Origin of the sequence: Saccharopolyspora gloriosae, assembly GCF_014203325.1 — a bacterium.
Taxonomy (GTDB): domain Bacteria; phylum Actinomycetota; class Actinomycetes; order Mycobacteriales; family Pseudonocardiaceae; genus Saccharopolyspora_C; species Saccharopolyspora_C gloriosae.
In genome coordinates, this window is record NZ_JACHIV010000001.1 from 1,722,862 (window position 1) to 1,747,051 (window position 24,190).

Annotated in this window: 25 protein-coding genes; 14 read left to right on the forward strand and 11 right to left on the reverse strand. The window is 69.8% G+C overall.

Annotated elements, in window-relative coordinates:
* Positions 1–17: 17 nt before the first annotated feature.
* From BJ969_RS07850 to BJ969_RS07860, 3 genes are all read right to left on the reverse strand, one after another.
* Entirely contained in the window at positions 18–428 is a 411-nt protein-coding gene (locus BJ969_RS07850) for a YbaB/EbfC family nucleoid-associated protein (RefSeq protein WP_184478156.1), read from the reverse strand.
* Positions 429–633: 205 nt separating this feature from the next.
* Positions 634–1,560 carry a DUF6346 domain-containing protein gene (locus BJ969_RS07855; protein WP_184478157.1) on the reverse strand — a complete coding sequence of 309 codons (927 nt, stop codon included), beginning with the start codon at positions 1,558–1,560 and terminating at the stop codon, positions 634–636.
* A 239-nt stretch (positions 1,561–1,799) separates the two neighbouring features.
* Positions 1,800–3,383 (reverse strand): alpha/beta fold hydrolase, encoded by a 1,584-nt coding sequence (locus BJ969_RS07860; protein WP_221315740.1) that lies wholly within the window; start codon positions 3,381–3,383, stop codon positions 1,800–1,802.
* A gap of 160 nt (positions 3,384–3,543) precedes the next feature.
* Between BJ969_RS07860 and BJ969_RS07865 the strand changes: the two genes are divergently transcribed.
* Positions 3,544–4,707 carry a histidine kinase gene (locus BJ969_RS07865; protein ID WP_184478158.1) on the forward strand — a complete coding sequence of 388 codons (1,164 nt, stop codon included), beginning with the start codon at positions 3,544–3,546 and terminating at the stop codon, positions 4,705–4,707.
* Positions 4,671–5,384 (forward strand): response regulator transcription factor, encoded by a 714-nt coding sequence (locus tag BJ969_RS07870; RefSeq protein WP_184478159.1) that lies wholly within the window; start codon positions 4,671–4,673, stop codon positions 5,382–5,384. The genes BJ969_RS07865 and BJ969_RS07870 overlap by 37 nt, the downstream gene beginning before the upstream one ends.
* A gap of 33 nt (positions 5,385–5,417) precedes the next feature.
* On the opposite strand, the gene BJ969_RS07875 is transcribed toward BJ969_RS07870, so the two are convergent.
* Positions 5,418–5,630: a hypothetical protein gene (locus tag BJ969_RS07875; protein WP_184478160.1), complete on the reverse strand. Its 213-nt coding sequence runs from the start codon at positions 5,628–5,630 to the stop codon at positions 5,418–5,420.
* Between the two features lie 146 nt (positions 5,631–5,776).
* On the opposite strand from BJ969_RS07875, the gene BJ969_RS07880 reads away from it, so the two are divergent.
* From BJ969_RS07880 to BJ969_RS07895, 4 genes are read left to right on the forward strand one after another with little or no spacing between them, the layout of a single operon-like run.
* Positions 5,777–6,697 (forward strand): helix-turn-helix domain-containing protein, encoded by a 921-nt coding sequence (locus BJ969_RS07880; RefSeq protein ID WP_184478161.1) that lies wholly within the window; start codon positions 5,777–5,779, stop codon positions 6,695–6,697.
* Entirely contained in the window at positions 6,672–6,950 is a 279-nt protein-coding gene (locus tag BJ969_RS07885; protein ID WP_184478162.1) for a DUF397 domain-containing protein, read from the forward strand. Before BJ969_RS07880 ends, BJ969_RS07885 begins: the two co-directional genes overlap by 26 nt.
* Positions 6,951–6,982: 32 nt before the next feature.
* Complete coding sequence (locus BJ969_RS07890) at positions 6,983–7,168, forward strand: DUF397 domain-containing protein (RefSeq protein ID WP_221316289.1); 186 nt, start codon at positions 6,983–6,985, stop codon at positions 7,166–7,168.
* Between the two features lie 31 nt (positions 7,169–7,199).
* Complete coding sequence (locus BJ969_RS07895; protein ID WP_184478164.1) at positions 7,200–7,469, forward strand: DUF397 domain-containing protein; 270 nt, start codon at positions 7,200–7,202, stop codon at positions 7,467–7,469.
* 14 nt (positions 7,470–7,483) lie between these two features.
* On the opposite strand, the gene BJ969_RS07900 is transcribed toward BJ969_RS07895, so the two are convergent.
* Positions 7,484–8,431 carry an AraC family transcriptional regulator gene (locus BJ969_RS07900; protein ID WP_184478165.1) on the reverse strand — a complete coding sequence of 316 codons (948 nt, stop codon included), beginning with the start codon at positions 8,429–8,431 and terminating at the stop codon, positions 7,484–7,486.
* A 73-nt stretch (positions 8,432–8,504) separates the two neighbouring features.
* Between BJ969_RS07900 and BJ969_RS07905 the strand changes: the two genes are divergently transcribed.
* On the forward strand, positions 8,505–9,509 hold the full coding sequence (locus BJ969_RS07905; RefSeq protein ID WP_184478166.1) for an SDR family NAD(P)-dependent oxidoreductase: 1,005 nt from the start codon (positions 8,505–8,507) through the stop codon (positions 9,507–9,509).
* A 77-nt stretch (positions 9,510–9,586) separates the two neighbouring features.
* On the opposite strand, the gene BJ969_RS07910 is transcribed toward BJ969_RS07905, so the two are convergent.
* A complete protein-coding gene (locus BJ969_RS07910; protein ID WP_343071295.1) occupies positions 9,587–10,546 on the reverse strand; it encodes a TIGR03564 family F420-dependent LLM class oxidoreductase in 960 nt (319 codons plus the stop codon).
* Positions 10,547–10,774: 228 nt separating this feature from the next.
* The gene (locus BJ969_RS07915; protein WP_184478167.1) at positions 10,775–11,515 is read right to left on the reverse strand and encodes an SDR family oxidoreductase; all 741 of its coding nucleotides are present in this window, start codon (positions 11,513–11,515) and stop codon (positions 10,775–10,777) included.
* Positions 11,516–11,610: 95 nt separating this feature from the next.
* Between BJ969_RS07915 and BJ969_RS07920 the strand changes: the two genes are divergently transcribed.
* Entirely contained in the window at positions 11,611–12,171 is a 561-nt protein-coding gene (locus tag BJ969_RS07920; protein ID WP_184478168.1) for an SbtR family transcriptional regulator, read from the forward strand.
* Positions 12,172–12,181: 10 nt separating this feature from the next.
* Here BJ969_RS07920 and BJ969_RS07925 read toward each other — a convergent pair whose 3' ends face one another.
* Genes BJ969_RS07925 through BJ969_RS07935 form a run of 3 tightly spaced genes read right to left on the reverse strand, consistent with a single transcriptional unit; the run spans position 12,182 to position 14,523 of the window.
* A complete protein-coding gene (locus BJ969_RS07925) occupies positions 12,182–12,514 on the reverse strand; it encodes a hypothetical protein (RefSeq protein WP_184478169.1) in 333 nt (110 codons plus the stop codon).
* Complete coding sequence (locus BJ969_RS29790) at positions 12,514–14,226, reverse strand: alpha/beta hydrolase (RefSeq protein WP_246456715.1); 1,713 nt, start codon at positions 14,224–14,226, stop codon at positions 12,514–12,516. Before BJ969_RS29790 ends, BJ969_RS07925 begins: the two co-directional genes overlap by 1 nt.
* Before the next feature lie 21 nt (positions 14,227–14,247).
* Positions 14,248–14,523: a hypothetical protein gene (locus tag BJ969_RS07935; RefSeq protein WP_343071296.1), complete on the reverse strand. Its 276-nt coding sequence runs from the start codon at positions 14,521–14,523 to the stop codon at positions 14,248–14,250.
* Positions 14,524–14,807: 284 nt separating this feature from the next.
* Here BJ969_RS07935 and BJ969_RS07940 point away from each other — a divergent pair, with 284 nt between their 5' ends.
* The 3 genes from BJ969_RS07940 to BJ969_RS07950 all read left to right on the forward strand — a co-directional run bounded on the left by BJ969_RS07940 (position 14,808) and on the right by BJ969_RS07950 (position 17,341).
* Entirely contained in the window at positions 14,808–15,998 is a 1,191-nt protein-coding gene (locus BJ969_RS07940) for a glycosyltransferase (RefSeq protein WP_184478170.1), read from the forward strand.
* 258 nt (positions 15,999–16,256) lie between these two features.
* On the forward strand, positions 16,257–16,481 hold the full coding sequence (locus tag BJ969_RS07945; protein ID WP_184478171.1) for a hypothetical protein: 225 nt from the start codon (positions 16,257–16,259) through the stop codon (positions 16,479–16,481).
* A 113-nt stretch (positions 16,482–16,594) separates the two neighbouring features.
* Positions 16,595–17,341, forward strand: a complete 747-nt coding sequence (locus BJ969_RS07950) for an alpha/beta fold hydrolase (protein WP_184478172.1) — start codon at positions 16,595–16,597, stop codon at positions 17,339–17,341.
* Positions 17,342–17,852: 511 nt separating this feature from the next.
* Here BJ969_RS07950 and BJ969_RS07955 read toward each other — a convergent pair.
* On the reverse strand, positions 17,853–18,191 hold the full coding sequence (locus BJ969_RS07955) for a hypothetical protein (protein WP_184478173.1): 339 nt from the start codon (positions 18,189–18,191) through the stop codon (positions 17,853–17,855).
* A 194-nt stretch (positions 18,192–18,385) separates the two neighbouring features.
* Here BJ969_RS07955 and BJ969_RS07960 point away from each other — a divergent pair, with 194 nt between their 5' ends.
* The 3 genes from BJ969_RS07960 (at position 18,386) to BJ969_RS07970 (ending at position 24,052) form a co-directional block, all read left to right on the forward strand.
* The gene (locus tag BJ969_RS07960; RefSeq protein WP_184478174.1) at positions 18,386–20,464 is read left to right on the forward strand and encodes an NACHT domain-containing protein; all 2,079 of its coding nucleotides are present in this window, start codon (positions 18,386–18,388) and stop codon (positions 20,462–20,464) included.
* A 221-nt stretch (positions 20,465–20,685) separates the two neighbouring features.
* Positions 20,686–21,969: an aromatic acid exporter family protein gene (locus BJ969_RS07965; RefSeq protein WP_184478175.1), complete on the forward strand. Its 1,284-nt coding sequence runs from the start codon at positions 20,686–20,688 to the stop codon at positions 21,967–21,969.
* A gap of 751 nt (positions 21,970–22,720) precedes the next feature.
* A complete protein-coding gene (locus BJ969_RS07970; protein WP_184484994.1) occupies positions 22,721–24,052 on the forward strand; it encodes an amino acid permease in 1,332 nt (443 codons plus the stop codon).
* The last annotated feature ends 138 nt before the right edge of the window (positions 24,053–24,190 follow it).

The following is a 24,190-nucleotide window of genomic DNA, read 5'->3' on the forward strand; positions in this document are numbered from 1 at the left end:
TCTGCTGCTCCCGTTGATCAGCGAAGGTAGCTTCGCGGCGGCTCGTCGTCGAAGTCCGGATCGTCGTTGCGACTCGCGGCGCCTTCGTCCGGTTCCGCGGGGAGCTGAGTTCGCAGGAATTCCATCGCCGAGGCGCCCGCGAACGGCTCCACGGTCTGCGCGACCTTGTGCGCGACCGCGCCCTGCGCCTGCGCGGACAGCCGCAGGATCGCGGCGCGCAGCTCGGACGGGCCGCGCTGCATCGAGCTCCGGTCGAACTGCACGTCCTGGAGCGCGCCGTTGGAGCCGACGGTGACCGAGACGCCGCCTTCGGTGGCGGTTTCGGTGAGCGAGCCGAGCTGCTCCTGGATCTGCTGGGACTGCTGCACCATCTCGTCGGCGCGGGTTTGCAGCGATTCCAGGAACTGCTGCGGTGACTGCTGATTCATGTTGTTTCCCCAGTGTCGTGCTTGGTGCGGTGCGGCCTCGTGCCGGTTGAGGTCGGACCGGGTCCATCGAGATCGACGATCCGAGGGGCCCTGATGGTTTCCCGAATCCCGGAGGATTCCTCGCGGCAGGACGGACCGACCGGCACGAGCGCCCCCAGCGCTCGCGTCCATCCTCGTGCCACGGCCGTTCGGGCGTGCTCCGGGGTCAGCTCAGGGCGCGCAGGCGCCCCGCGACGAGTCGGCCGCGGACGCCGAACCCGGCGGCGACCAGCGGCAACGCGGTGAGCGCGACGATCCCGGTCGCAGGCTGCCCGCTGAGCAGCCCGCCGACGACGCCGACGACGCCGAGCCCGAGCAGCAGGTTCGCGCGCAGCAGCAGCCCGCCGGTGGCGACGGGGGGTTCCCGGTCCGGGTAGCCGTGGCGCCGCCGGGCGATGGCGAACGCGGCGCCGACGGCGAGGAACGCGTGACCGGCGATGATCACGACCACCGGCGACCACGTCAGGACGTCGAGCGAACCGCTGCCCAGCCCGCCCGCGACGACCAGCCACCACCCGGCGGCGAGGATCGCGGGCGGCCAGATCCCCAGCCGGGCCCGCCTGCGGCGTTCCGGATCCGGGCCGTGCGGCGGAATTCCGGGGATGCGGACTCCGAGCAGCGCCAGCCCGAGCAGCGGGACGAACAGCGCCCAGCCCAGCGCGGCGGGCGCGGCCGGGTCGGCGATGACGACGTTGCTGCCTCGGTTGTCGAGCTCGCGGCGTTCGACCGGGGCCGGCGTCGTGCGGTTGTCCGGGGTGAGGTCGGAGAACTTGAAGGTGCGCTGCTCGCTGGAGCCGTCCTCCCAGGTGACGGTGGCGTCGCAGACCCACCACCAGCCCAGGCCGGACATGCTGACAGGGCCGACCCGCTCGCACCGGGTGGCCAGCGCCGTGCCGCGGTCGGTGGGCGTGCCGTCGGTCGTCGTGATCCCGGTGGCGCCCATGACGGTGTGGAACACCAGCAGCACCAGCAGCCGCACCACGATCTGCGAGGCGATGTACCCGAGGCGCCCACCCCGGCCCGAGTCGTCCGGCTCTCGCGGTGCACGCCGCGGCTCGGTGTGTCCGGGCAGCATGTCGTCGGAAGGTGCCACGTTCGCGTCCTGTTCCCCCAGTGTCGCCTGCGGCGCGAACGTAACAGGGCGGTGTCCGGGGACGGCGCGGGACCTGTGCGAGCGGTGGCCGGGTTTCGGATCCCACTTCCGAGCGGGCGGCGGTCCGCCGGGGCGCGCGACCTGCCCGGCTTTCGACGGCATGACGGCGCGGGCAACGATCCGCCGGATCGTCGCCCGCTTCAGCCCGTCGTCACGCTGCCGGTGCGGAGCTCAACCGCTCATCCGGCGCACCGCGCGCCCTCGGGCGGCGTGCGCGAGGTCTCCAGGTAGTCGGCGACGATGCCGTCGACGCAGGCGTTGCCGCCGAGCAGGACGGTGCCGTGGCGGGCGACGTCGACGGTCAGCAGGCTGCTGCCGAGCGTCTCGGCCAGGTTCACCCCGCCCTCGTACGGCGTCAGCGGATCGCCCGTCGCCGCCACCGCCAGGGTCGGCGGCAGGCCTTCGATCCCTTCGGCGTAGGGGATTCCGAGGGTCGGCCGCACCGGCCAGTCCTCGCACCCGTCGTGGGCGTCGACCACCGGACGACCCGGGTCGGTGAAGGGCGCGGCCGCGTAGACGGCGCGCTTCAGCGCGGTCTCCTCGGCCGGGGTCCGGCGGTCCTCGTCGAGGCAGTTGATCGCGAGGTTCGCTTCGAGCGCGTTGCTGTACTTCCCGTCGGGTGCACGGCTGGAGGCGGCGTCGCGCATCGCGAGCAGCATGTCGCCCCTGCCGCTGGTGAGTTCCGTGAGGCCTTGCACCAGGACCGGGTAGGCGGCTTCGTCGGCGAGACCGGTGATCGTGGCGTCGATGGCGTCGTTGAACGTGAGCCGCCGGCCGTCGAGTGCCGGGACCGGAGCGTCCAGCAGGGGCCGCACGATGTTCTGGAAGTTCTCGGTCGCCCGCGCGGGGTCGGTGCCCAGCGGGCATGCCGGGCCGGTGGCGCAGAACGCGGCCAGCTCGTCGAAGCTCCGCTGAGTCACCGTCATCTGCGCCTCGAACCGGTCGAGGGTCTTCGCCGCCGGGTCGAGCGGCCCGTCGAGGACCAACGCGCGGACGTTCTCCGGGAACATCTCGGCGTAGACGGCGCCCAGCCGGGTGCCGTAGCTCTGCCCGAGCAGGTTCAGCTTCTCGTCGCCGAGCACCTCGCGGATGATGTCCAGGTCCTGCGCGGCGTCTCGGGTGCCGACGTGCTCCAGCACGTCGGAGCCGCCCGATCGCTCGGCGCACTGATCGGCCAGGTCACGAGCCTGCTGCTCGGTCCAGTCCACGGCGCCGAACCGCAACAGCATCGTCAGCGCGCCGTCTTCGCGTTCGGCGTCGGTGAAGCAGTCCAGCGCCGGGGTGGACGCACCCGTTCCGCGCGGGTCGAATCCGATCAGGTCGAACTTCTCGCCGATCGGGCTGGTGGTCAGCGGATCGGCCAGCATGGTCGCCGCGACGCTCATCCCGGACTGGCCGGGCCCGCCCGGGTTGTACTGCAGGGAGCCGATCCGCTCGCCGCGAGCCGGGATGCGCAGCATCGCGATCTGCGCGGTCGGCCCCTCCGGCCGGTCGTAGTCCAGCGGCACCTCGACGCGGGCGCACTCGAACCCGGGGTTCGCGAACGCCTCCCGATCTCCGTCGGTGGTGGCGTAGTCGGCGCACGGGCCCCACGCGGGTTCCTGGTCGTAGAAGCGCGCCAGCTTCTCCGGTGCCACGGCCGCCTGGGGCAGGGAGGGCAGGGGCGGCTTGGCGGGCAAGGGCGGGTGATCGCACCCGGTCGCCAGCAGCAGCAGCGGTAAGGCCACCGCCGCCAACGACGATCGGGTCACACGTGACAACACTTGCTTCTCCTCTGCTCCAGGCCGGGTTCGACGTGGACGGTAGGGCGGCCTGCCGCGGGCGCGGATCGGTCGACGGCATCGGATCGCCCGACCAAAGTCGGAGCGGAGGGAGCCATGAGGGGGAGGTGGTCACGCGCGGCCGGTACCTACGCTCGGCACGGTGGACGGCACAGCAGGAGATCGGCGGGGGGCGCTCCGGAACCGGATCGTCGATGGCGGGCTGGTCGTGCTCACGGCCCTGGTCGGGTTCCTCCCGGCGGTGAACTGGTGGGAGGCCCCGCCGACGATGCCGCTCTGGGCGCTGCACCTGGACTACGCGATCGGCGCGCTCGGGTGCCTCGCGCTGTGGTGGCGGCGCCGCTTCCCGCTGGTGCTCGCGATCGTCCTGGTCCTGCTGAGCACCGTCTCGCTGTTCGTCTCGGCGGCGTCGCTGGCCGCGCTGTTCACCGTGGCCGTGCACCGTTCGGCGCGGGCGACAGCCGTGCTGGCGGTGGGCAATCTGCTGTCGTTCGGGGCTTTCCTGCTGGTGCGTCCCGAACCGACGACGTCGCTGTCGATGCTGATCGCGCTCCAGGTCACGATCATCATCTGCGTGGCCGTGTCCGGTCTGCTCGTGCGCAGCAGGCGGCAGCTCATCGCGTCGTTGCGGGAGCGGGCCGCCGCGGCGGAGGTGGCGGCGCGGCTGCGGGCCGAGCGATCCCAGCACGAGGCGCGGGAGGCCCTCGCGCGGGAGATGCACGACGTGCTCGGTCATCGGTTGTCGCTGCTCAGCGTGCACGCGGGCGCGTTGACCTACCACCGCGGCGCGTCGGACGAGGAGATCGCGCGGGCTTCGGAGGTGGTGCGCGAGAACGCGCACCGCGCGCTGCAGGACCTGCGCGAGGTGATCGGCGTGCTGCGCGCCCCGGTGGGCGAGCTCCCGCTGCCGAACGTGGCGGACGTCGTCGAGCTGATCGACGAGAGCGAGCGCGCCGGAACCCCGGTCGATGTGCAGGACGCCTGCGGTGCGACGACCGGTGGCCTCCCGCTGCCCGCGACGGTGGGCCGCACGCTCTACCGGTTCGTCCAGGAAGGCCTGACCAACGCCCGCAAGCACGCGCCCGGTGCGCCCCTCGTCCTCCGGATCACCGGCGAACTCGGCGACCACGTGGCCGCCGAGCTCATCAACGAGCCGCCGCCCGCACCCTCCACGCGGCCCCTCGGTTCCGGGGAAGGGCTGCGGGGGCTGGGCGAGCGGGCCGCGCTCGTCGGCGGGCGGCTCGACCACGGCCCGACCGCGTCCGGCGGATGGCGGGTCGGGGTGTGGCTACCGTGTCCGGCGTGAGCGATTCCGAACCGCGCATCGACGTGCTGGTCGCCGACGACGATCCGATCGTCCGCTTCGGCCTGGTCATGATGCTGCGAGGCGCCCCCGACGTGCGGGTGGTCGCCGAAGCGGGCGACGGCGCCGAGGCGGTGGAGCTGGCGGATCGCCACGCGCCGGACGTCGTGCTGATGGACATCCGGATGCCCGGCACCGACGGGCTCGAAGCGACCGAGACGCTGCGCCGCCGCCGGCGGGCACCGCAGGTCGTCGTGCTCACCACGTTCGACGCCGACGCGCACGTGCTGCGCGCCCTGCGGGCCGGGGCGGCCGGTTTCCTGCTCAAGGACACCCCGCCGGACGAGCTCGTCCTCGCCATCCGGCAGGTCGCGCAGGGGCGTCCCGTGCTCTCCCCGGAGGTGACCCGCCGGCTCATCGATCGCGTAGCCGGGGGCGAGCAGGACACCCGTCGCGACGCGGCACGCCGCAAGCTCGCTCCGCTCGCGGACCGCGAACGGACCGTGGCGATCGAGATCGGCGCCGGGCGCTCCAACGCGGAGATCGCCGCCCGCAACCACATCGGCCTGGCGACGGTCAAGACCCACGTGTCGGCGATCCTGACCAAGCTCGACCTCAACAACCGCGTGCAGATCGCCCTGCTCGTGCACGACGCGGGTCTGGACTCGCCGCAGTCGTGACGCGGCGAACCCCGGAAGGAGGCCCGGCACCGGTCAACGCGAGCAGAGGGCTTCGACGATGGTCTCCGCGTCGGCCTGGAACGCCATGTCGAGGTAGTAGAGCTTGTCGGCGAGCTCGCCGAGCTGCTCCTTCATGGCCTTGATCTCCACATCGCCTTGGGTGATCGCGATGCTCTGGCACCCGAGCGCGATCGTGATGCCACCCGTTCTCGCCGTCGCCGGAATTTCCCAAGTGGTGTCGGACATTGCGCCTCCCAAAACTCGAATCCTGTTGGTGTGCAGACCTTCGAGAGTTCCCGCGGTGGCACGCAATGAGTCTTTCGAGTGATCATGCTGGCTTGCCACGCCGGCAACTGGTGAAGCTGTCCCCGAGATCGACAGAAGGGGACACCATGAGTGCGGGAAACGCCGTTCCAGTCCGAACTCGCCGCGTCGCGAGCCGAATCCGCCAGCTCCGGGAACGCAGCGGACTGGGGGCTCAGGAAGTGTCGCAGGCGCTCGGGATTTCGATGAGCAAGATCAGCCGGATGGAGTCCGGCCATCGCGGCCTCAACGCCGACGACGTCGCCGCCATGCTGGGACTTTACCGCGTGCCCACGGCGGAGCGGGCAGAGGTCCTGGAGCTGGTGCGCCACGGCGGCGACCGGAACTGGTGGAGCGTTCGGCCAGGTGATCCGGAATCGGTCGTCAGCGCGTGGGGCACGATCAGAAACTTCGAGTATGAAGCTACTTCGTTGAGCGTCTACCAGACGATGTTCGTGCCGGGGTTGCTTCAAACGCCTGATTATGTGGCAGCGGTCGCTGACGCGGTGGCCTCGTTGAATCCATCTGTTGATCTCGACGCGCTGCTGAAGCAACGGGTTGAACGGCAAACTCTGCTGCTCAGCTCACGTCAGTTCGAGTTCTTGATCGAAGAAGCGGTGTTGCAACGCCCAGTTGGCGGTGCGGAGGTGATGTATCACCAGCTCCGGCGAATCGCTGCTGTCGCGGCGCGTCCGAACGTGAACGTGCAGGTGCTGAAGGTCGGAGTCGGTGCACATGCAGGAATCGATGGGCAGTTCTCCCACTTGGAGTTCGCTGATCACGCCGACCTTGTGCTGTGCGAGAACATCGGATCCTCGTCATACGTCGAGGAGGCCAATATCGTTGCTGACGCGGCGGAGGTTCTGCGTCGGCTCCGGAAGACCGCGCTACCCACGGACGAGTCGGTCGAGCTGATCAGGTACACCGCCGATCAGTGGTACCAGCACGCTGCCGTTGGAGGAAGCCTTGAAACGGAACAACTTGATGGCTCTGCGCTGGAAAAAGAGTAGCTACAGCAGCGCAACGCGCACCTGCGTCGAGATCGCACGCTCCGATCGCGCCGTCGCTGCGCGGGATTCGAAGAATCCGGACGGCGGTGTCCTGCTGTTCGGTGCGGCATCATGGACATCGTTCCTGAATGGCATCCGCACGGGCCGATTCGGTGGCGGAGATTGTGCTCCGGTTCCGCAAGACCGCGCTATCCCCGGAGGAGTCGGTCGAGTTGGCCAGACACACCGCCGATCGGTGGTATCAGCATGGTGAGGTTGGAGGAAGCCTTGAAGCGGAACGACTTGATGGCTCTGCACTGGCGAAAGAGTAGTTACAGCAACGGAACGCGCACCTGCGTTGAGGTCGCGTGCGCCGATCGCGCTGTCGCTGCGCGGGATTCGAAGAGCCCGGATGGCGGTGTCCTGCTGTTCGGTGCCACCTCTTGGTCTTCGTTCCTGCACGGCGTTCGTGCCGGTCGCTTCGACGGCTGATCTCGGATCGAGCGACGGGCAGGAGAAGACGATGGCCGCACTGGATCCATCCACCCTCCGGTGGCGGAGGAGCAGCCGAAGCGCGAACTACACGAACTGCGTCGAGAGCGCCCATCTGGATTGGCGGAAGAGCAGCCGGAGTACGAACTACACGAACTGTGTTGAGGTCGCTCACACTGGTCACGCCGTCGCGGCCCGCAACTCGAAGGCTCCGGACGGCGGAGTGCTGCTGGTGAGCGCCGACTCCTGGTCCTCGTTCCTAGGCGGTGTTCGTGCTGGTCGCTTCGAGGTTCGATCCTGATGGCGAGCAGTGCGTCATGCGCGCTGCCGGTCGGTGCGGGCGCGGGGTTCGTCGCGGATCCGCTGTCGGTACCGCAGTGGTGATTCGCCCACTTCTCGTTTGAACGCGGTGCTGAAGGCGCTCTCCGAGGCGTAGCCCAGTTCGGTCGCCAGTGAGCCGACTCGGGTGTCGCCGTCGCGGAGGGCGCGTTGTGCCAGCAGGATCCGCCAGCGGTGCAGGTAGGTCAGCGGCGGCGTGCCCGCCGCGGTGCGGAAGCGTTCGGCGAAGGTCGTGCGCGACATCGCTGCGGCCTGCGCCAATTCCTCCAGGCCCCAAGGCTTTCCGGGGTCGGCGTGCATGAGGTCCAGCGCGGGGCGCAAGCGTTCGTCGGCCAGCGCCTTGAGCCAGCCGGGAGGGAGTTCGGTCTGGTCGACGTAGGCGCGCAGCACCTCCAGCAGCAGGAGTTGGCAGTGCTGCCGGACGGCGAACGCGGACCCCATCCGGTCCTGGCGCACCTCCTCGAACAGCCGGTAGATGCCGCCCCGGAGGTTCGTCGCCGACACGCCCGATCCGCGCACGTGCGCCAGCGGCGGAAGTGCTTGCAGCAGCAGTGCGTCCCCGGTCGGGTTGAGGTCGATGCGCCCGCCGATGAGCACGTCGTCGGTGCCGAAGTCGGCGCCGCTGAGGTGCGGGGAGGGGAAGCCTTCCTCGGGTGAGATCTCGCGGGGCGGCCCGTCGCCGGTGCCGCCTTCGGCGTGCAGCCAGGAGCGGTTGTTCAGGATGGCGACGTCGCCGGGTTGGAGCTCGATCGGCTCGTCGACGCCGTCGGTGCGCACCCGGGCGCGGCCGGAGACCATCGCGAAGAACTTCAGCGGGGTCTCGACGGCTCCGCTCGCCACCCACGGGCCCCGCGTCGCGAACCCGCCCGAGAGCAGACCGCGGACCTCGACGAGTTCGAAGATCTCGGACAGCTGATCGACCATGCCCGTACTCTCGCGCAAATAGTCCGGACCTTCAATGATTCACAGTACGAGCACGCGTGCTTAGCGTGGTCGTATGACGCACAAGCAGCACCCCATCGGAACTGGTTTCACCGCCGCATCGACGGCGGACGAGGTCCTCGACGGCATCGACCTGTCGGGCAAGAACATCATCGTCACCGGCGGCCACGTCGGGCTCGGTTTGGAAACGACCCGGGCGTTGAGCAAGGCCGGCGCCTCCATCACCGTGGGTTCGCGGAACCCGGAGCGGGCCGCTCCCGCGCTCGCCGGGATCGAGCGCGTCGAGGTCGACCGGCTGGACCTCCTCGACCCGGCGTCGATCGAGGCTTTCGCCGCCCGCTACCGGGACTCCGGCCGCCCGCTGCACGCCCTGCTCAACAACGCGGGAATCATGGGCGGGCCGCTGGTGCGGGACGCGCGCGGCTACGAATCGCAGTTCGCCACCAACCACCTCGGCCACTTCCAGCTGACCCTCGGTCTGCTGCCCGCGCTGCGCGCCGCTCGTGGCGCCCGCGTCGTCAACATGACCTCCGGCGGCCACCGGATCTCCGGCATCCGGTGGGACGACCCGCACTTCGCCACCGGGTACGAGCCGATGCTCGGCTACGGCCAGTCGAAGACGGCCAACGTCCTGTTCGCCGTCGAACTCGACCGGAGGTGGGCCGCCGACGGGATCCGGGGCTACGCCGTGCATCCCGGAGTCATCATCGGCACGGACCTGGGCCCGTCCCGGCCCGAGGACGGCGAGGCCGTGCCGGAGGACCAGCTGCGGGCGATGGGACTCATCGACGACGCCGGTCGGCCGATCATCGCCCCGGAACGCGGGCGGAAGACCCCGCAGCAGGGCGCGAGCACCAGCGCCTTCGCCGCGACCAGTCCGCTGCTCGCCGACCTCGGAGGTGTCTACCTGCTGGACAACGACATCTCCGCGCTGGACGTGCCGCGGCCGATCGACTTCGGAACCGACCAGGAGATCACGGCCGAGGTCGTGCCGCACGCGGTCGACCCCGAGTCCGCGCGGCGGCTCTGGGAGCTCAGCGAGCAGCTGCTCACGGCGTAGTCGCCGGGGCGGGGCCGCCGCCGGGCGGGACCGGGATCGGGCGACGTCACGGGCGTTCGCGACGTCCAGGAGCCGCCTCACCAGGTCGCTGCGTCGTCCTTCAGCGCTCCCAGGAGTCGCCAGGTCCGGCGGCGGTCCTCGTCGCCCGTGAGGTCGGTCTGGGTGAGGGTGATCGCGGTGGCCCCGGCTTCGGCGTAGGCGCGGATCCCGGCGGCGACGGTGTCCTCGTCCCCGGCCAGCAGCAGGTCGGCGGCCTCGTTCGCGCCGGACTGCTCGATCGCTCGCCGGTAGGACGGCACCGAGTCGTAGAAGCTCATCTGCCGCTGCGCGCGGGCACGTGCCGCGGCCACGTCGTCGGTGACGACGGCGGGGATCGCGGCGACGATCTGCGGGGCCGGCCGGTCCGCTCGTCGCGCGGCCTCGTTGATCTGCGGCGCGATGTGCTCGGCGATGGCCTTCGGCCCGGCGAGGAAGGGCAGCGTGCCGTCGGCGAGCTCGCCGGTGACGCGCAGCGCCTGCGGGCCCATCGCGGCGACGATCACCGTGATCCGCGTTTCCGCACCGGGCACCGCCGTCGGCAAGGACGGGCGAGAGACCAGCGTCTCGCCCTCGAACGGATCGTCGCGGCCGTCGAGCAACGGGCGCAGCGCGCTCAGGTACTCGCGCAAATGCCTGATCGGCGGCGGATACGGCACGCCGTAGGCGGGTTCCAGCATGTTCTTCGCGCCGAGCCCGATGCCGAGCCGGAAACGCCCGCCGGTCGCCGCCTGCGCCGTGGTCGCGGCGGAAGCCAGCAGCAGCGGATGCCGCGGATAGACGGGCACGATCGAAGGGCCGACGCGGAGTCCGGGCACCTCCCGGCCCACCGTGGCGCTCACCGCGATCGCGTCGTAGCTGAACATCTGGCCGAACCACACCGCGTCGGCACCGGCGCCCGCCGCTTCGGCCGCGAGCCGCACGGCTTCGTCGATCACGTTGTCCGCGCCGGCCGCGAAGGTGGACAGCGACACCCCGAGTTCCATGCTCGCAACCAACACGGCCCCACCGACCGTTATTCCGCCCCGGCGGCGGAATCCGCGCTCCTACTCCGGACGGGTCACGTCCAGGCCGTGGCGGGTGAGGCGGGTCGTGAGCAGGCGCGCGAGGTAGTGCGCGCGGAGCGCCGCGCGTACCTCGATCAGCCGCCGGGAGCGCGTGGAGCGGGGACCGCACCGGAACTCCGCGCTCGGGAGGCCCGTTCCACGCCGACGGGCCTCCCGCCCGGACTAGCCCTGCTTGGTGGGGCGGATGGTCAGGTCGCCGATCTCGACGTCGTCGGGTTGCTCGACGGCGAACGCGATGGCGCGGGCCACGGCGTCGGGGCTGATGCCGAGCTCCGCCATCGTCTGCTGCGCCTGCTGCCGCTGCTCGGGGTCCTGCACGTGGTCGACGAGTTCGGTGCGCACGAACCCCGGCGAGATGGAGGTGGTGCGCAGGACGCCGTCGGTGGATTCCTGGCGCAGCGCTTCCAGCACGGTGCGGACTGCGTTCTTGGTGCCCGCGTAGACGGCCTGCGACGGGACGATCTTCAGCCCGGACGTCGACACGGTGGTGACGAGATGTCCGCGGCCCTGCTCGCGGAACACCGGCAGCGCGGCGGCGATGCCGTGCAGCACGCCGCGCACGTTGACGTCGATCATCTGGTCCCAGTCGTCGACGTCGAGATCGGCCACCGGCGCGATCCGGGCGACTCCGGCGTTGGCCACCAGCACGTCGAGACGCCCGAACCGGTCCACGGCCAGCGCCACCAGCCGGTCGAGGTCGGCGCGGTCGGTGACGTCGACGTCGAGCGGTTCCGCCCGGCCGCCTTCGGCGCGGATGCGCGCCACGAGCGCGTCGAGCCGGTCGGTGCGCCGGGCGCCGAGCACGACCGCCGCGCCGCGGTTCGCCAACTCCAGGGCGGTCGCCGCGCCGATGCCGCTGCTGGCTCCGGTGATGGCGATGATCTTGCTGTCCAGTCCGCTCATCGGGACCACTCCTCTAAACTGACAACTGTCCGGTTATGGCGTCGACTGTACCGGACAGTTGTCCGTTTGTTCGCGGGGAAGGTCGAGGAGGCGCTGTGCCAGGTCGGGAACGCAGGTCGGACGCGGTCGCCAACCGCGACCGCATCGTCGAGGTCGCACGGGCCGAGCTGAGCGAGTCCAACGGCGCCGTCGCCGACCTGAAGCTGCACCGCGTCGCGAAAGCGGCCGGCGTCGGGCAGGGCACGCTCTACCGGCACTTCCCGACGCGCGAACACCTGCTCGCGGAGGTGTACCGGCACGAGCTGACCCAGCTCGTCGACGCGGTCGCGCCACTGCTGGCCGAACACGCCCCGCTGCGCGCGTTGACCGGCTGGCTGCAGCGGCTGATCGAGTACGTCCGGGTCAAACGCGGTGTCATGGCGGCGATCGAAGCCTCGGCGTGGCACGACCTGCACGCCGACCAGGGCCACCGGCTCGACGAAGCGCTCGAAGCGCTGCTCGACGCGGGCCGGGCCTCCGGCGAACTGCGCGCCGAGGTCGACGCGGCCGACGTCCTGCTCCTGCTGGGCGCGCTGGCGCGCATCCCCGAAGCGGAGTGGGACGCGCGGGCGCACACCGCCGTGACCGTCATCGTCGACGGCCTCCGCCCCCGCTGACCGGTGGTCCTCAGGAAGAACCGATCGCGTAAGCGATCAGCGAGACGAGCAGCATGACCCCGGTCAGCGCGGCCAGCGTCCAGAGCACGCCGCGCAGCCATCCGGCGGCGGCCAGCAGCACCACGGCGAGCCCGAGCGACCACGGAACGAGCCACAACGCGAAGAACATCCCGATGAGCTGGTGGTTCGTCGCTCCCGGCCCGGTGTCGCCGGAGCCGGAGCCCGTCAGCGAAGCCCCGAGGTAGGGGAACCAGCCGGCCAGGCTGAACGCCATCATGAGACCGCCCGCGACGAGGCCCGCGATCCGCAGCGGTTTGAGCTCGACGCCGTTCGCGGTCGGCATCACGGTGCTCCTGTTCGTCCGCCGACGGTGCCCGTCATGATCCGAGCCATGCTCTCACGCGAAGGCGCCTCGTCCCAGTAATCGCTGTGGCCGCTGCTCGGCTCGGTCGGCATGATCCGCCCGCCGAAGCTCGGATCGGCCGGATCCACGCCGTACCGGGTGTGATCGGTGCCGCCGAACACGGTCGGCCCCCAATCGAGGGGGTTGGTCGACGGCGTCCAGTCGATGAGGTCGTGGTCCGATTTGGCGACCCACACGTGCTCGCCGGGAACTCCGAGCTCGCTCGCGGAGTCCACGCCTACCCCGGGACTGCCGAGGAAGACGACTTCGTCCGCATGAGCTCCGCCGTGCGCGGCGGCTTCACCCGCCACGACGGATCCGTAGCTGTGGCCGACCAGAGTGTTGTGCGAGGGCGTTTCTCCTTCGTGGGTGGCTCGGAGCCCTTCCTGGAACGTCGACAGGTCCCGGTGGGCGTTCTCCGCGTACCCACCCGAACCGGCATGGGGCAGCAGGTGATTCGGAGATTCGTAGTTCACCCAGGTGATCGCGGCGTTCTTGCCGTCCGAGAGCTCGTTCGCCCGAGCGAGGACCTTGTCGTTCTGCGCGACGTAGTCGCTGGCGTCGCCGAGGTCGCTGAAGGTTCCCGGGACGAGCGTCATGGTGTTGTCCGCGTGGTCCGGGTTGCCGTGCGCGATGATGGTCTGCCCGCGCTGGGCGGCCGTCGAATCGATGCCGAGCAGGTAGTGATCGCTGGCCGCCGCGGAAGCGCCGAGCCTGCCTTGCAGGGCGTCGAGCCCGCGGAGCGCTTCGGTGAGTTGCTTGATCTCCTTGCCCTTCGACGTGTCGCTGCGCCCGTGTCGTTCGAAGTCCGCGTGGATCCGGTTGCCGAGCACGTCGAGCTCGGCGGAGATCGCACGTCGCTGCGCACCGAGGATCGAACGGTTGGCCTGGTCCCGCGCCGCGACGGGCACCCCGTCGGTGTTGCCGACCAGCTGCGGGAACCGATCCGCCAGGTCGGCTCGTTGCGGGCCGGTCAGCGAGCCCCACAGTCCCCGGACGGCGGCGGGCCCGGTCGTCGCGGCTCTCTCGAAAGCACCCCTGGTCGCCTCCGCCGCGCGATCGTCCATCACGGCAGCGGACCCGGCCAAAGCCGCGGCGGGCGGCCAGGTCGCCGCTGCCGCCACTCGCGCCCACACCTCGGCCCGGCCGATGTTCCGCAGGCCATGGGCGTTGCTCCGGAGTGCGGCGATGAGGCGCTCATGAGCGACCTTCTCCCACGTCCTGGCTTGGGCGACGGTCTCCCGGGCCTCGTGGAACGCGCGTTGCTGGCGGCGCTGCTCGGCAGGCGGTAGCGGCATCGGGCCCGGTTCGAGGATGAGCGCGCTTCCCAGCATTCGGAGCCCGCCGCCGATCGCGACCTCCACGGCCTGCGCCATTCGCGCCTGGACCGTCGTCAACTCGTCCGCGAAAGCGGTCAGCGCCGAGGACAACCCGTCGAACAGGGCCGTGAGAGCGTCCGCGTCCTGACCGGTAGCGGTGGATTTCGAGCGGAAGGCATCTCCTGCCGTTCCCTCCCACACCGATTCCGAACCGGTAAGAGCGTGCTGCCAGCCGGAAGCGATGTCATCGACGCCTCGTGCCAATCGGCTGACCGCTTCGGCCGTTGTTCGGACTGAGCCGGGGTTGCCGGCGACGAACGTGTTCAGCGGCATGCTTGTTGCACCCCCAGGTGTTCAGCGCGGACTGATCTGGTGGAACTGGTCCGCGTTGTTCGCGTCGATGTCGGTGTAGGTCGCTTTTCCGGTGTGCAAGTCGTCGACCGTGCGCGACGTGTCCTCGGCGAGACCTGCGGCCGCACGTATGAGTTCGCCCAAGGTCGTGTGCACCGCCGGGCCTGATGGCCCGGCGTCCGCTTCCGGGGCGGTAGCGGAGTCTGCGAGCGCGGTCGTGGAGCGTTCGAGGTCCTGTGCCAGTGCACCGAGTGCTTCTGGTTCCACACGGATGTTCACGAGAATCCTCCCATGATCAATGCGCGTTGACCGGAGGAAACTGTATCGAATCGATTGGTGGGATGAAGGCGTAGAACTACGCGTCACACGGACGGCCGAAGATCGATTTTGAAAAGTGGTAATTGTGTCCGGGTGAAGATCTTCCTGCATATTCCAGTTCGAATGGCGGGAGGTGAATTCGATTAATCGAGTGCCTTCGCATTCGGTGGCCGAGTAGTGTGCGGAACTCGCTCGCAGGGATGGATGAACGCGCCGGGGAGTCGACGCCGGGAGGGGGGGCTCGGATGCGGGTGTTGCTGGCGACCATCGGGTCGCGGGGTGAGGTGCAGCCGGTGGTGGCGCTGGCGCTGCGGCTGCGGGCGCTCGGGCACGACGCCCGGGTGAGCGTGCCGCCGGATTTCCGAGACCGGATCGAGGAGCTGGGGATGCCGGTCGTCGACCTCGGGCCGCGGATGCGGGCGGCGGAGTCCTGGGACCTGTCGTCGCCCGACGGCAAGCGGCGCGCGGCGCGGGAAGCGGTGGCCGCGCAGTTCGGCACGCTCCGGGACGCCGCTCGGGGCTGCGACGTCCTGGTGGGGTGCGGGGCCGTGATGGTGGCCGCGCGTTCGGTGACGCAACTGCTGGGGATCGGCCACGTGCACGCGCACTTCTGCCCCGCCACCTTGCCGTCGCCGCACCACGCGCCGGCGCCGTGGCCCGGCTGGCCGCAGGACGAGGTCGGAGATCACCGCGACGCGTGGGCCGCCGACGCTCAGCGCTGGGAGGACACCTGGGGCGCCGCGCTCAACGCGCACCGCGTCGACGCCGGATTGGCTCCGGTCGAGGACGTGCGGGGCCACGTCCTGACGGATCGGCCTTGGCTGGCCGCCGATCCGGTGCTGGGGCCGTGGCCCGAACCCGGCGACCTCGGCGTGGTCCAGACGGGCGCTTGGCTCCTGCCCGGTGGCGGGCCGCTCCCCGTCGCGGTCGAGTCCTTTTTGGACGATGGTGCGCCGCCCGTCTACTTCGGACTGGGCAGCATGCCCGCTCCCGGTGGTGACGTAGGGCGGGTGGTGCTCGCGGCCGCGCGGGAGGCCGGACGCCGGGTGATCGTGTCGCGGGGATGGGCGGAACTCGACCTCGATCGCGGCGGCGACCTCCTGGTGGTCGGCGAGGTCGACCACCGGGTGTTGTTCCCGCGGGTCGCCGCCGTCGTGCACCACGGCGGGGCGGGCACGACCACCACCGCCGCGCGGGCCGGCGTGCCGCAGGTCCTGCTTCCCCAGGTCTACGACCAGCACTACTGGGCCGGGCGCGTCGAGGACCTCGGCATCGGGGCCGCGCACCCTGCGGGGATGCCGACTCCCGCGTCGCTGCTCGACGCGCTCGAACGCGCCTCGCGACCGGGCGTGCGAGCCCGCGCCCGTGCCGTCGCCGCCGAGGTGCGCACCGACGGCGCCCGGGTCGCGGCGGAGCGGTTGGTGGGCGGGAGCTGACGCCGCGTCCGGGGCGGACGAACGGGCACGCTGCGCGGTCGTTCGGGTAGTTCGCCGCCGCGCCTGGATCTCCCGCTGGTGTCCGGGATTCCTCGCGGTCGGCCCTTGGTAAGGGGAACCCCGCCGGAAATCGGCCGCCGCTTGCGTTTCCGGTGGGCACGGCCGTGGTTGCGCCATGTTCGAGGAGCACCGATGACGGTGCGGACGACGAGGCACCGGGTCGGACGATCCGGTGCGGTGATCGGAAGAAGGACGTCGATGAAGAAGTTCGCGACCGGCGCGCTGCTCGGTTTCGGGATGCTGGTGGCCACTGCCACGCCCGCCGCGGCCGTCGGCTGGTACTACACGGGTTACTGGTACCCCTCGGCCGCCGCGTGCGAGCAGGGCTACCAGGACCTCGTGAACAACCCCGGCGGCGCCGACCTACCGCACGAGTGCCGGCACACCGGCGTCGGCGTGTACGAGCTCTGGCGCGTCGGCTGACACTGCGGTGACCGCATGATTCGGCGAGGCCTCCGCCGCGAGGCTTCGCCGAACGCCATGGCCTCGAACAGCACCGTCAAGTGCTGATCCCAGCGAAACGTGAGGAGCGGTCCGTGCGCACCACATCCGGCATCGGATTCGACGTGTCCGGGCAGGGACCGCCGCTCGTCCTGCACCCGGGCATGTACCAGCTCGGTGAGCACTGGACCCGGTCCGGTTACACCTCGCGCCTGACAGACGGCCACACGGTGATCACCGTGGACCCGCTGGGAGTGGGATCCGGTGCCGCGCCACGGGATCCGGCCGCGTACTCGCTCGCGCGCCGGGCCGAGAGCGTGACCGCCGTGCTCGACGAGGTCGGCGCGGACGAAGCGGCGTTCTGGGGCTACTCGCTGGGTGCGCTGACCGGGTACGCGGTCGCGCTGCACGCGCCGGAACGGCTCACCTGCCTCGTCGCCGGAGCGTTCGACCCCATCGGCGGGTTCCGCACCGCGATGGAGCCGATGCTCGCAGACCTCGGGCTACCGGCCGACGTCGACCCGTATCCCGTCGTGGAGAGCGCCGCCGCGGCCAGCCCCGTGGTCGCCGCCGTGCTCGACGGGAGTGACCGGGTGGCGCTGCGCGCGAACTTCGACGCGTTCTCCGCGGAGCCGGGGGTGCACGCGGAACTCGCCGATTCGGACGTCCCGATGCTCATGCACGCGGGAGACGCCGACCCTTGGCACGACCCGATGCGGAACTTCGCCGCACGAACCGGAACGCCGTTCTTCACCGTCCCCGATGCGGACCACGTGGGCTGCTGGAGGAGACCGGACGACGTGCTCGCCCGCGTTCTCCCGTTCTTGGCGGACCAGGCTTGAAGCGGCTCCACGCGGCGGGGCGATAGCCGAATCCGGACGTCCCGTCCGAGGCGGACCGGTGGGGCGCCGATACCTGGAAGACAGGGCGGACGCGGCCGCGTGGTGGATCCACACGACCCCACCGCGCGCCGTGCGTGGAGGGTGGCCAGCGCATCGCGCGCCGGGTCGCCGAGCCGATGTCCACAGTGGCCTGATGGGTCGGCGGTCCTCGCGAGGAGCGCCACCGCGAGCCTCCGCCTGCCATCGCCGAGCGCCCGACGCACCGCCGTCGAGTTGAGAATTGATTTCGGTGGGGGCCGAGAATTGCGCTGGAGCGGGTCCGATGGCGACGCACCTCACCTCGGCATCCGGCGAGAGGCACGCAACGGTCCTTTCGGGTGATCAGAGTGGTGTGCCGCGGTGGAAATCCGGCAGCCGGGACACCGTGGCGTCGTTCCCGGACGGCGTCCGTGACGGCCGCTTCGGCAAGTGATCTCCTCGATCCGAAGTGCGCTCCGCCGCTTTCCGGCGGTCATTCCGCGCCCGGCTCCAACCCGAGGGTGAGTTGTCCGCCGTCGAGGGCGACCAGCGGCGTGAACGCGTCTTGATCGCCCGCCAAGCAGCGGGCGCAGTCGACGGGTGACGTGACGGCCTCCGCGTGCCCGGCCACGGCAGGAGTGTCCAGGGGCTGATGGCAGGCGGGGCCGGGGAGCTTCAGACCGCCGATCCAGTCCTGGAACTCGACCCGGTGCACCCGTCGTTCGCGTCCGGGCTGGCGGAGGTTGCGGTTGCGGAACCGCCCGCACTCGTGCTCGGACAATCCGCGCAACGCCAGTGAGGTCGGGTCGGTGAGACGCTCGATCGCTGACACGACTTCCAGAGTTCTGATCAGCGCGAACGCCGCATACCGCAGAAGCGGTGACCCGGTACCGGCGAACGGGTGGGATCGGGAGGTCCTTTCAGCGGATGGCGGATGATTTGGAAACCGAACAGGGCTATTCGCTGGCACTTCGTTGGCAACATTCCCAGGGATGATGACGGCGTGGCTGAGGCACACTGCCCGGGATGGCCGGTAATGAGACGTACAACAGCAATGAGTACAACGGGTCTGGTTCCGGGCCCGTCTTCCAGGCCAACGCGGTGCACGGCGACGTGGTGGTGCTGCCGCGATCAGGAGCGTTGTTGAGCGCGAACGAGGAGCAGATCTCCTGGGCGCGGCAGCTCGCTCAAGAAGTGCGGGCATCGAGCGCACGAGAAGTGCGGCGGCGCGGAGCCGGAGATTCCCGCGCGTTGCCGGTGCGATGGCGTGCCGCTCCCGATGAACTGATCGATCATTGGGAAAACATTCACGAATCGACGACGACCTCCACGGCCCTTCCTCTTTCCGGTCATTTTACGGCGGTCCGGCAGACCTACGAGATCGTGCGGTCCAAACGCCTGGTGATCCTCGGTCAGGCCGGGGCAGGTAAGACCACGCTCGCGCACCGCCTCGTCCTCGACCTGCTCGCGGCCGCCGCGAGTGCGGGTCCGGTGCCGGTGCTGTTCAGCCTGAGCGGCTGGAAACCCGTCACCACGCCGCTACCGGATTGGCTGGCCGATCGGCTCGCTCGGGACTTTCCCTTCCTGAACGCGCCAGGATCTTCCGCCGGTGCGAACGCGGCGAGTGAACTCGTCGACCGAAACCTGATCCTGCCGGTGCTCGACGGATTCGACGAGATCCCCGAGCGCAACCGCCCACAAGCGATCGATGAGATCACCGAAGCCGATGGCCCGCTCGTGCTCACCAGCCGTACCGTGGAGTACGCGGCGGCCACGCGCGCGGCCAACGTCGTCGGCAGGGCGGCCGCCATCGAACTCGAAGATCTCGACCTGGACGAAACCAGGCAATATTTGATCCTCGGTACCAACAAATCTCGTTCCGTTGAATGGGACGCGGTGTTCGAGCATCTGAACGAAGCGCCCTCGAGCCCTGTCGGCAAGAACCTCATTCCGCCCTTGACCGCGCCCTTGATGGTCATGCTCGCGCGGGTCATCTACGGTGCAAGTCCCGATCGTCGTCCAGGTGAGCTTCTGGACGCTCAGAAGTTTCCGACGCGTAGGAGCGTGGAGAACCACCTTCTTCGCGCCTATCTCGACGTTTCGTACGGGGCCCGTCGCGGTTCGCGTCCGCAGTGGAGTCCTGGTCAAGTCCGCAAATGGATGGGGAATATCGCTGCGCAGCTATCTCGCCGCGACGCGCATGACCTTGTCTGGTGGGATCTGGCAGGCATGATCCGGCCATGCACCCGCGTCTTCGTCACGGCTGGTTCTTACGGGATGGTGTACTCGATTTCCTATTGGATCACGGAAGCCATCGAGCACCAGATCGCGCCCGATGCCGTTGGCGGGATCACGTACGAACTCGCCGGTCGGCAGCTGTCGTCCTTGGCCGGCGCGGTACTTTTCGGGGTCGCGGGCGGTCTGGCGCTGGGAGTCGTCGTCGAAACGGGGTTTCGGCGCGGGCGTACCGGCCCGGAACCTGAGCGCCTGCGACTGACGCTGCGCCGAGGGGACAAGGTGAGACCGCTCGCGTCGTCCCGGCTCACGAAGCTGTCGTCCTCCTTCGTCAAAGGAGTCGCATTCGGGATCATGTTCGGAGTCGTTTTCGTGGTTTCCGCGCAGGCTGCGAGTGGTGCGGGGCCGCTGGCTCTGAAACTCGTTTCCGACATCGGTCTTGTGGTCGGCTTGGCAGGTGGTCTTGGAAACCTGGCCATGTCCTTCGCCAGCGATAATCATCATTCTCAGGCGGCGAGTCCGTGGGCGTTGCTGCGGACCGATCGCCGGGTGACGCTCTTTCGGGTGTTCGTCGTCGGGGGCATCGTCGCGGCCGTGTTCACCGTCGGGGTGTCGATCTCGGCTGGTCTCCTGCTCGGGCTGCTCACCGGTGCGGCAACGCTCGCGCTGTCCGCGTGGGGTCATTGGCTGTTGTTCGCGCGGTTCTGGCTCCCGCTGACCGGCCGTTTGCCCTGGCGGCCGAGGCGTTTCCTCGAAGACGCGTACGACCGGGGGGTCCTGCGACAGGCGGGAGCGGTCTACCAGTTCCGCCACGCCCACCTTCGCGACCACCTCGCGCGCCGTCGTCCTTCCCAGCGCTGGACCACGTGATCCGGACGAGGTGACGTCGTGCTGGGCGAGCGGCGAGGAGCTCGCCCCGGATTTCGCCGGGGCCGCTGCTACCGCCGGGTCGTGCTGATCGGTCGGGTTGCCGTTCGCGGCAGCGGAAACCCGCTCGGACACGAGATCACCGGGGGATGCCCGCCGAGGTGCGCCGGACGATTCGAGAGGGCGGGCCCGGCCGCCTGCCCTGCGGATGTTCGGATGGCGAGGTGAACGGATCTCAGACGAACCGGAAGAGCACCGACGATGTCGGTGGCCATCGGGACGGGGGCCACCTGCGCAAGGGGTGGCAGCGGCTCAGGAGCCTGGTGCGCCGGGGGATCGGGCATGCGGGACCGGACCGGGACGCGATGCTGCTCATCGTCAAGAGCGTCATCGCCGCCACCGCCGGCTGGCTCATCGCGAACAACCTGCTGGGCGCGCCCTCGGCCACGTTCGCGCCGTTCACCGCGCTGCTGATGGTGCAGGCGACGATCTCGCAATCGCTGGACCAGTCCGCCCGGTACGCGGGGGCGATGGTCGTGGGCGTCGTGCTGGCGGGGCTGGTCACTCCGTTGCTGGGCGCGGCCACGTTGACGTTCGCACTGCTCATGCTCGTCGCGTTGGTGCTGGGGCGGTGGCGCAGGCTCGGCGCGCAAGGGCCGCAGGTCGGCGTCGCGGCGTTGTTCGCGTACTCCTCGTTCACCCAGTCCGGCAACTCGTTGTCGAGCTTCGTGCAGCTGGGCAGCATCGCGGGGCTGGTGCTGCTCGGGTGCGTGCTCGGGGTCCTGACGAACCTGCTGGTCGTGCCGCCGATGCGCTACCGCAGCGCGGAATACGGCATCGAATCGGTCGCACACACCTTGTGCGACTTGACCACCGACGTCTCCGACGGGCTGCGCGAAGGCGTGCCCTCCGCCGAAGACGCGGCGGAATGGCGCCACCGCGCCGACCAGCTTCCGGAGATCGTCACGCAGGCCCGCTCATCGGTGGAGCACGCGGCCGAGACGACCCGGTTCAACCCGCGACGGCTCCTGTTCAGCCAAAAGCCGTCGTTCGACGGTCACCGCAGCAGCGTCAACGCGCTGGAACGCGCCGTCGAGCAACTGCGCTCGGCCATGCGCGGCCTGACCTACGCGGCCGAGGCCGACGATCCGCAAGAACAGCAGCACGAGTTCGCGCGGGACTTCGGTGCACTGCTGCGCGAAGTGGCCGGTGCCGCGCGGGCCGCGGGCGACGTGCACGGCAACGACAACCACGACGAGCTCGACCGGCTCGGCGAGGCGACCGAGAACGCCCGGGAGCGCTACCGCGCGCTCGTCGCGCGGACCGAAGATCGGCAGCTCGACCGTCCGGACCAGTGGCCCGTCTACGGAGCGTTGCAGACCGACGCGCAGCGCCTGGTCGAGGAGTTCGTCCAGGCGTACGACAACCTCGCCGAACTGATGCGGGGGACCGGTTCGCCCACCGGTGGCGAGGGGGCGACGGCTGAAGGCGGCCCGGCCGGCCGGTGACGGGCACGCCGGGGCGGTCGCCCGCCTTGTTCCGCCGCCGGTTCCCGACCGTGGGCCTTGGCGGACGTCCGGCGCGTAGGTCCGCGCGCCGCTAGGCCCTATCGAGAACGTCCCGCCGCGCCGCCGCCGAGTTAAGAATTGATTTCGGTGCGCGCCGAGAATTGCGCCTGAGCGGATCGAATCGATGTCCGGTATTCGACTCCCGCCGGATTCAACACCGCGCCGGCGAGGTTGACTCCGGGTGAACGGCTCGGGTACCCAGTGTTCCGGGAAATCCCTCACCGGACGAGGTTCGGGCCTGTGCCCTGCGGGTTCGACTGCGAGTTCGTGACCTAGGGAAACATGCGCGGACTGCGACTTTCATTACACTTTCACCCCGGAAATACTGCTCAATTCGGGTGATGCGCTGTGGATCTTGACAACGCAGCGTGTGCGCTTCACCATTCCGTCCCAAGCATCGGAACGGGTTGTGCGCGCCGCTGAAACGTGGTCGCCCGGCCCGGTGCGCCCCGAGAAAGACCCCTCCGCGCCGGCGACTCCGCGCATCGAGGCGAACCCCCGAGCGTCCGGACCGACGACCCTGAGGCGTCGCGAGCAACCACGCGGACCGACCGCGTGGACGAGCAGAACGGAAATTCCGGGCACCGTGAGCCAAGAAACCCTCCAGACCGGCGGCGACTCGGGCGGGCAGCCGCCCGTCGACGCCGGGGACGCCGGCTACAGCAAATCGCTGAAAGCACGGCACATCAACATGATCGCCATCGGTGGCGCGATCGGCACCGGGCTCTTCCTCGGTGCGGGCGGCCGGCTCGTGCAGGCCGGGCCCGCCCTCGCCATCGCCTACGCGGTGTGCGGGCTGTTCGCGTTCTTCGTGGTGCGCTCGCTCGGTGAGCTCATCCTCTACCGCCCCTCCTCCGGCGCTTTCGTGTCCTACGCGCGGGAGTTCATGGGCGAGAAGGGGGCCTACACCGCGGGCTGGATGCACTTCCTGAACTGGTCCACCACCGGCATCGCCGACATCACCGCGATCGCGCTCTACGCGCACTTCTGGGCGATGTTCTCGCCGATCCCGCAGTGGGTCCTGGCGCTGATCGCCCTGGCGATCGTGCTCGCGCTGAACATGGTCTCGGTGCGGCTGTTCGGCGAGATGGAGTTCTGGTTCGCCATCGTCAAGGTCGGCGCGCTGGTCGTGTTCATGCTCGTCGGCATCTACCTGATCGTGACCGGCCACGCCATCGACGGCCACCAGGCCGGGTTCTCGATCATCTCCGACAACGGCGGCATCTTCCCGGCCGGGATCGTGCCGGTCGTGCTGATCATGCAGGGCGTCGTGTTCGCCTACGCTTCGGTCGAACTCGTCGGCGTCGCCGCGGGTGAGACCGAGAACCCCGAGAAGATCATGCCGAAGGCGATCAACTCGATCATGTGGCGGATCGGGATCTTCTACGTCGGTTCCGTGGCGCTGCTGACCATGCTGATGCCGTGGAGCTCCTACAAGGACGGCGAGAGCCCGTTCGTCACCGTGCTGGCCAACCTCGGCGTTCCCTACGCCGGTGACGTGATGAACCTCGTGGTGCTGACCGCGGCCATGTCCAGCCTCAACTCCGGGCTGTACTCCACCGGCCGCATCCTGCGCTCCATGTCGCTGGCCGGATCGGCGCCGAAGTTCACCGGCGCGATGAACAAGAGCCAGGTGCCCTACGGCGGCATCCTGCTCACCGCCGCGGTCTGCGTCGTCGGCGTCGGGCTCAACGCGGTCGTGCCGGAGCAGGCGTTCGAGATCGTGCTGAACTTCGCCTCGATCGGCATCCTCGCGACCTGGGCGATCATCGTGCTCAGCCACCTGCTGTTCGTGCGCAAGGCCAACCGCGGCGAGGTCACGCGGCCGAGCTACCGGCTGCCGTTCTCCCCGTACATCGAGTACGTCACGCTGGCCTTCCTGGCTTCCGTCGTGGTGCTGATGGGCTTCGACGAGATCGGGCAGATCACCCTGATGGCGTTGCCGCTGATCCTCATCGCGCTGGTCATCGGCTGGTTCTGCGTCCGCGGGCGCATCGACATGTCCGCGATGGAACGCGAGTAGTTCCGAGCGAGGTCAGCGGGCCGTCCGACCGGCAGGTCGGGCGGCCCGTCGCCGTTTCGCGACGCTGGAGTGATCCACCGGGGCCCCGCTTCGGTTAGGGTTCCCGGCGGTTGATCGAAGTGGACCGTTCGGAGGCCC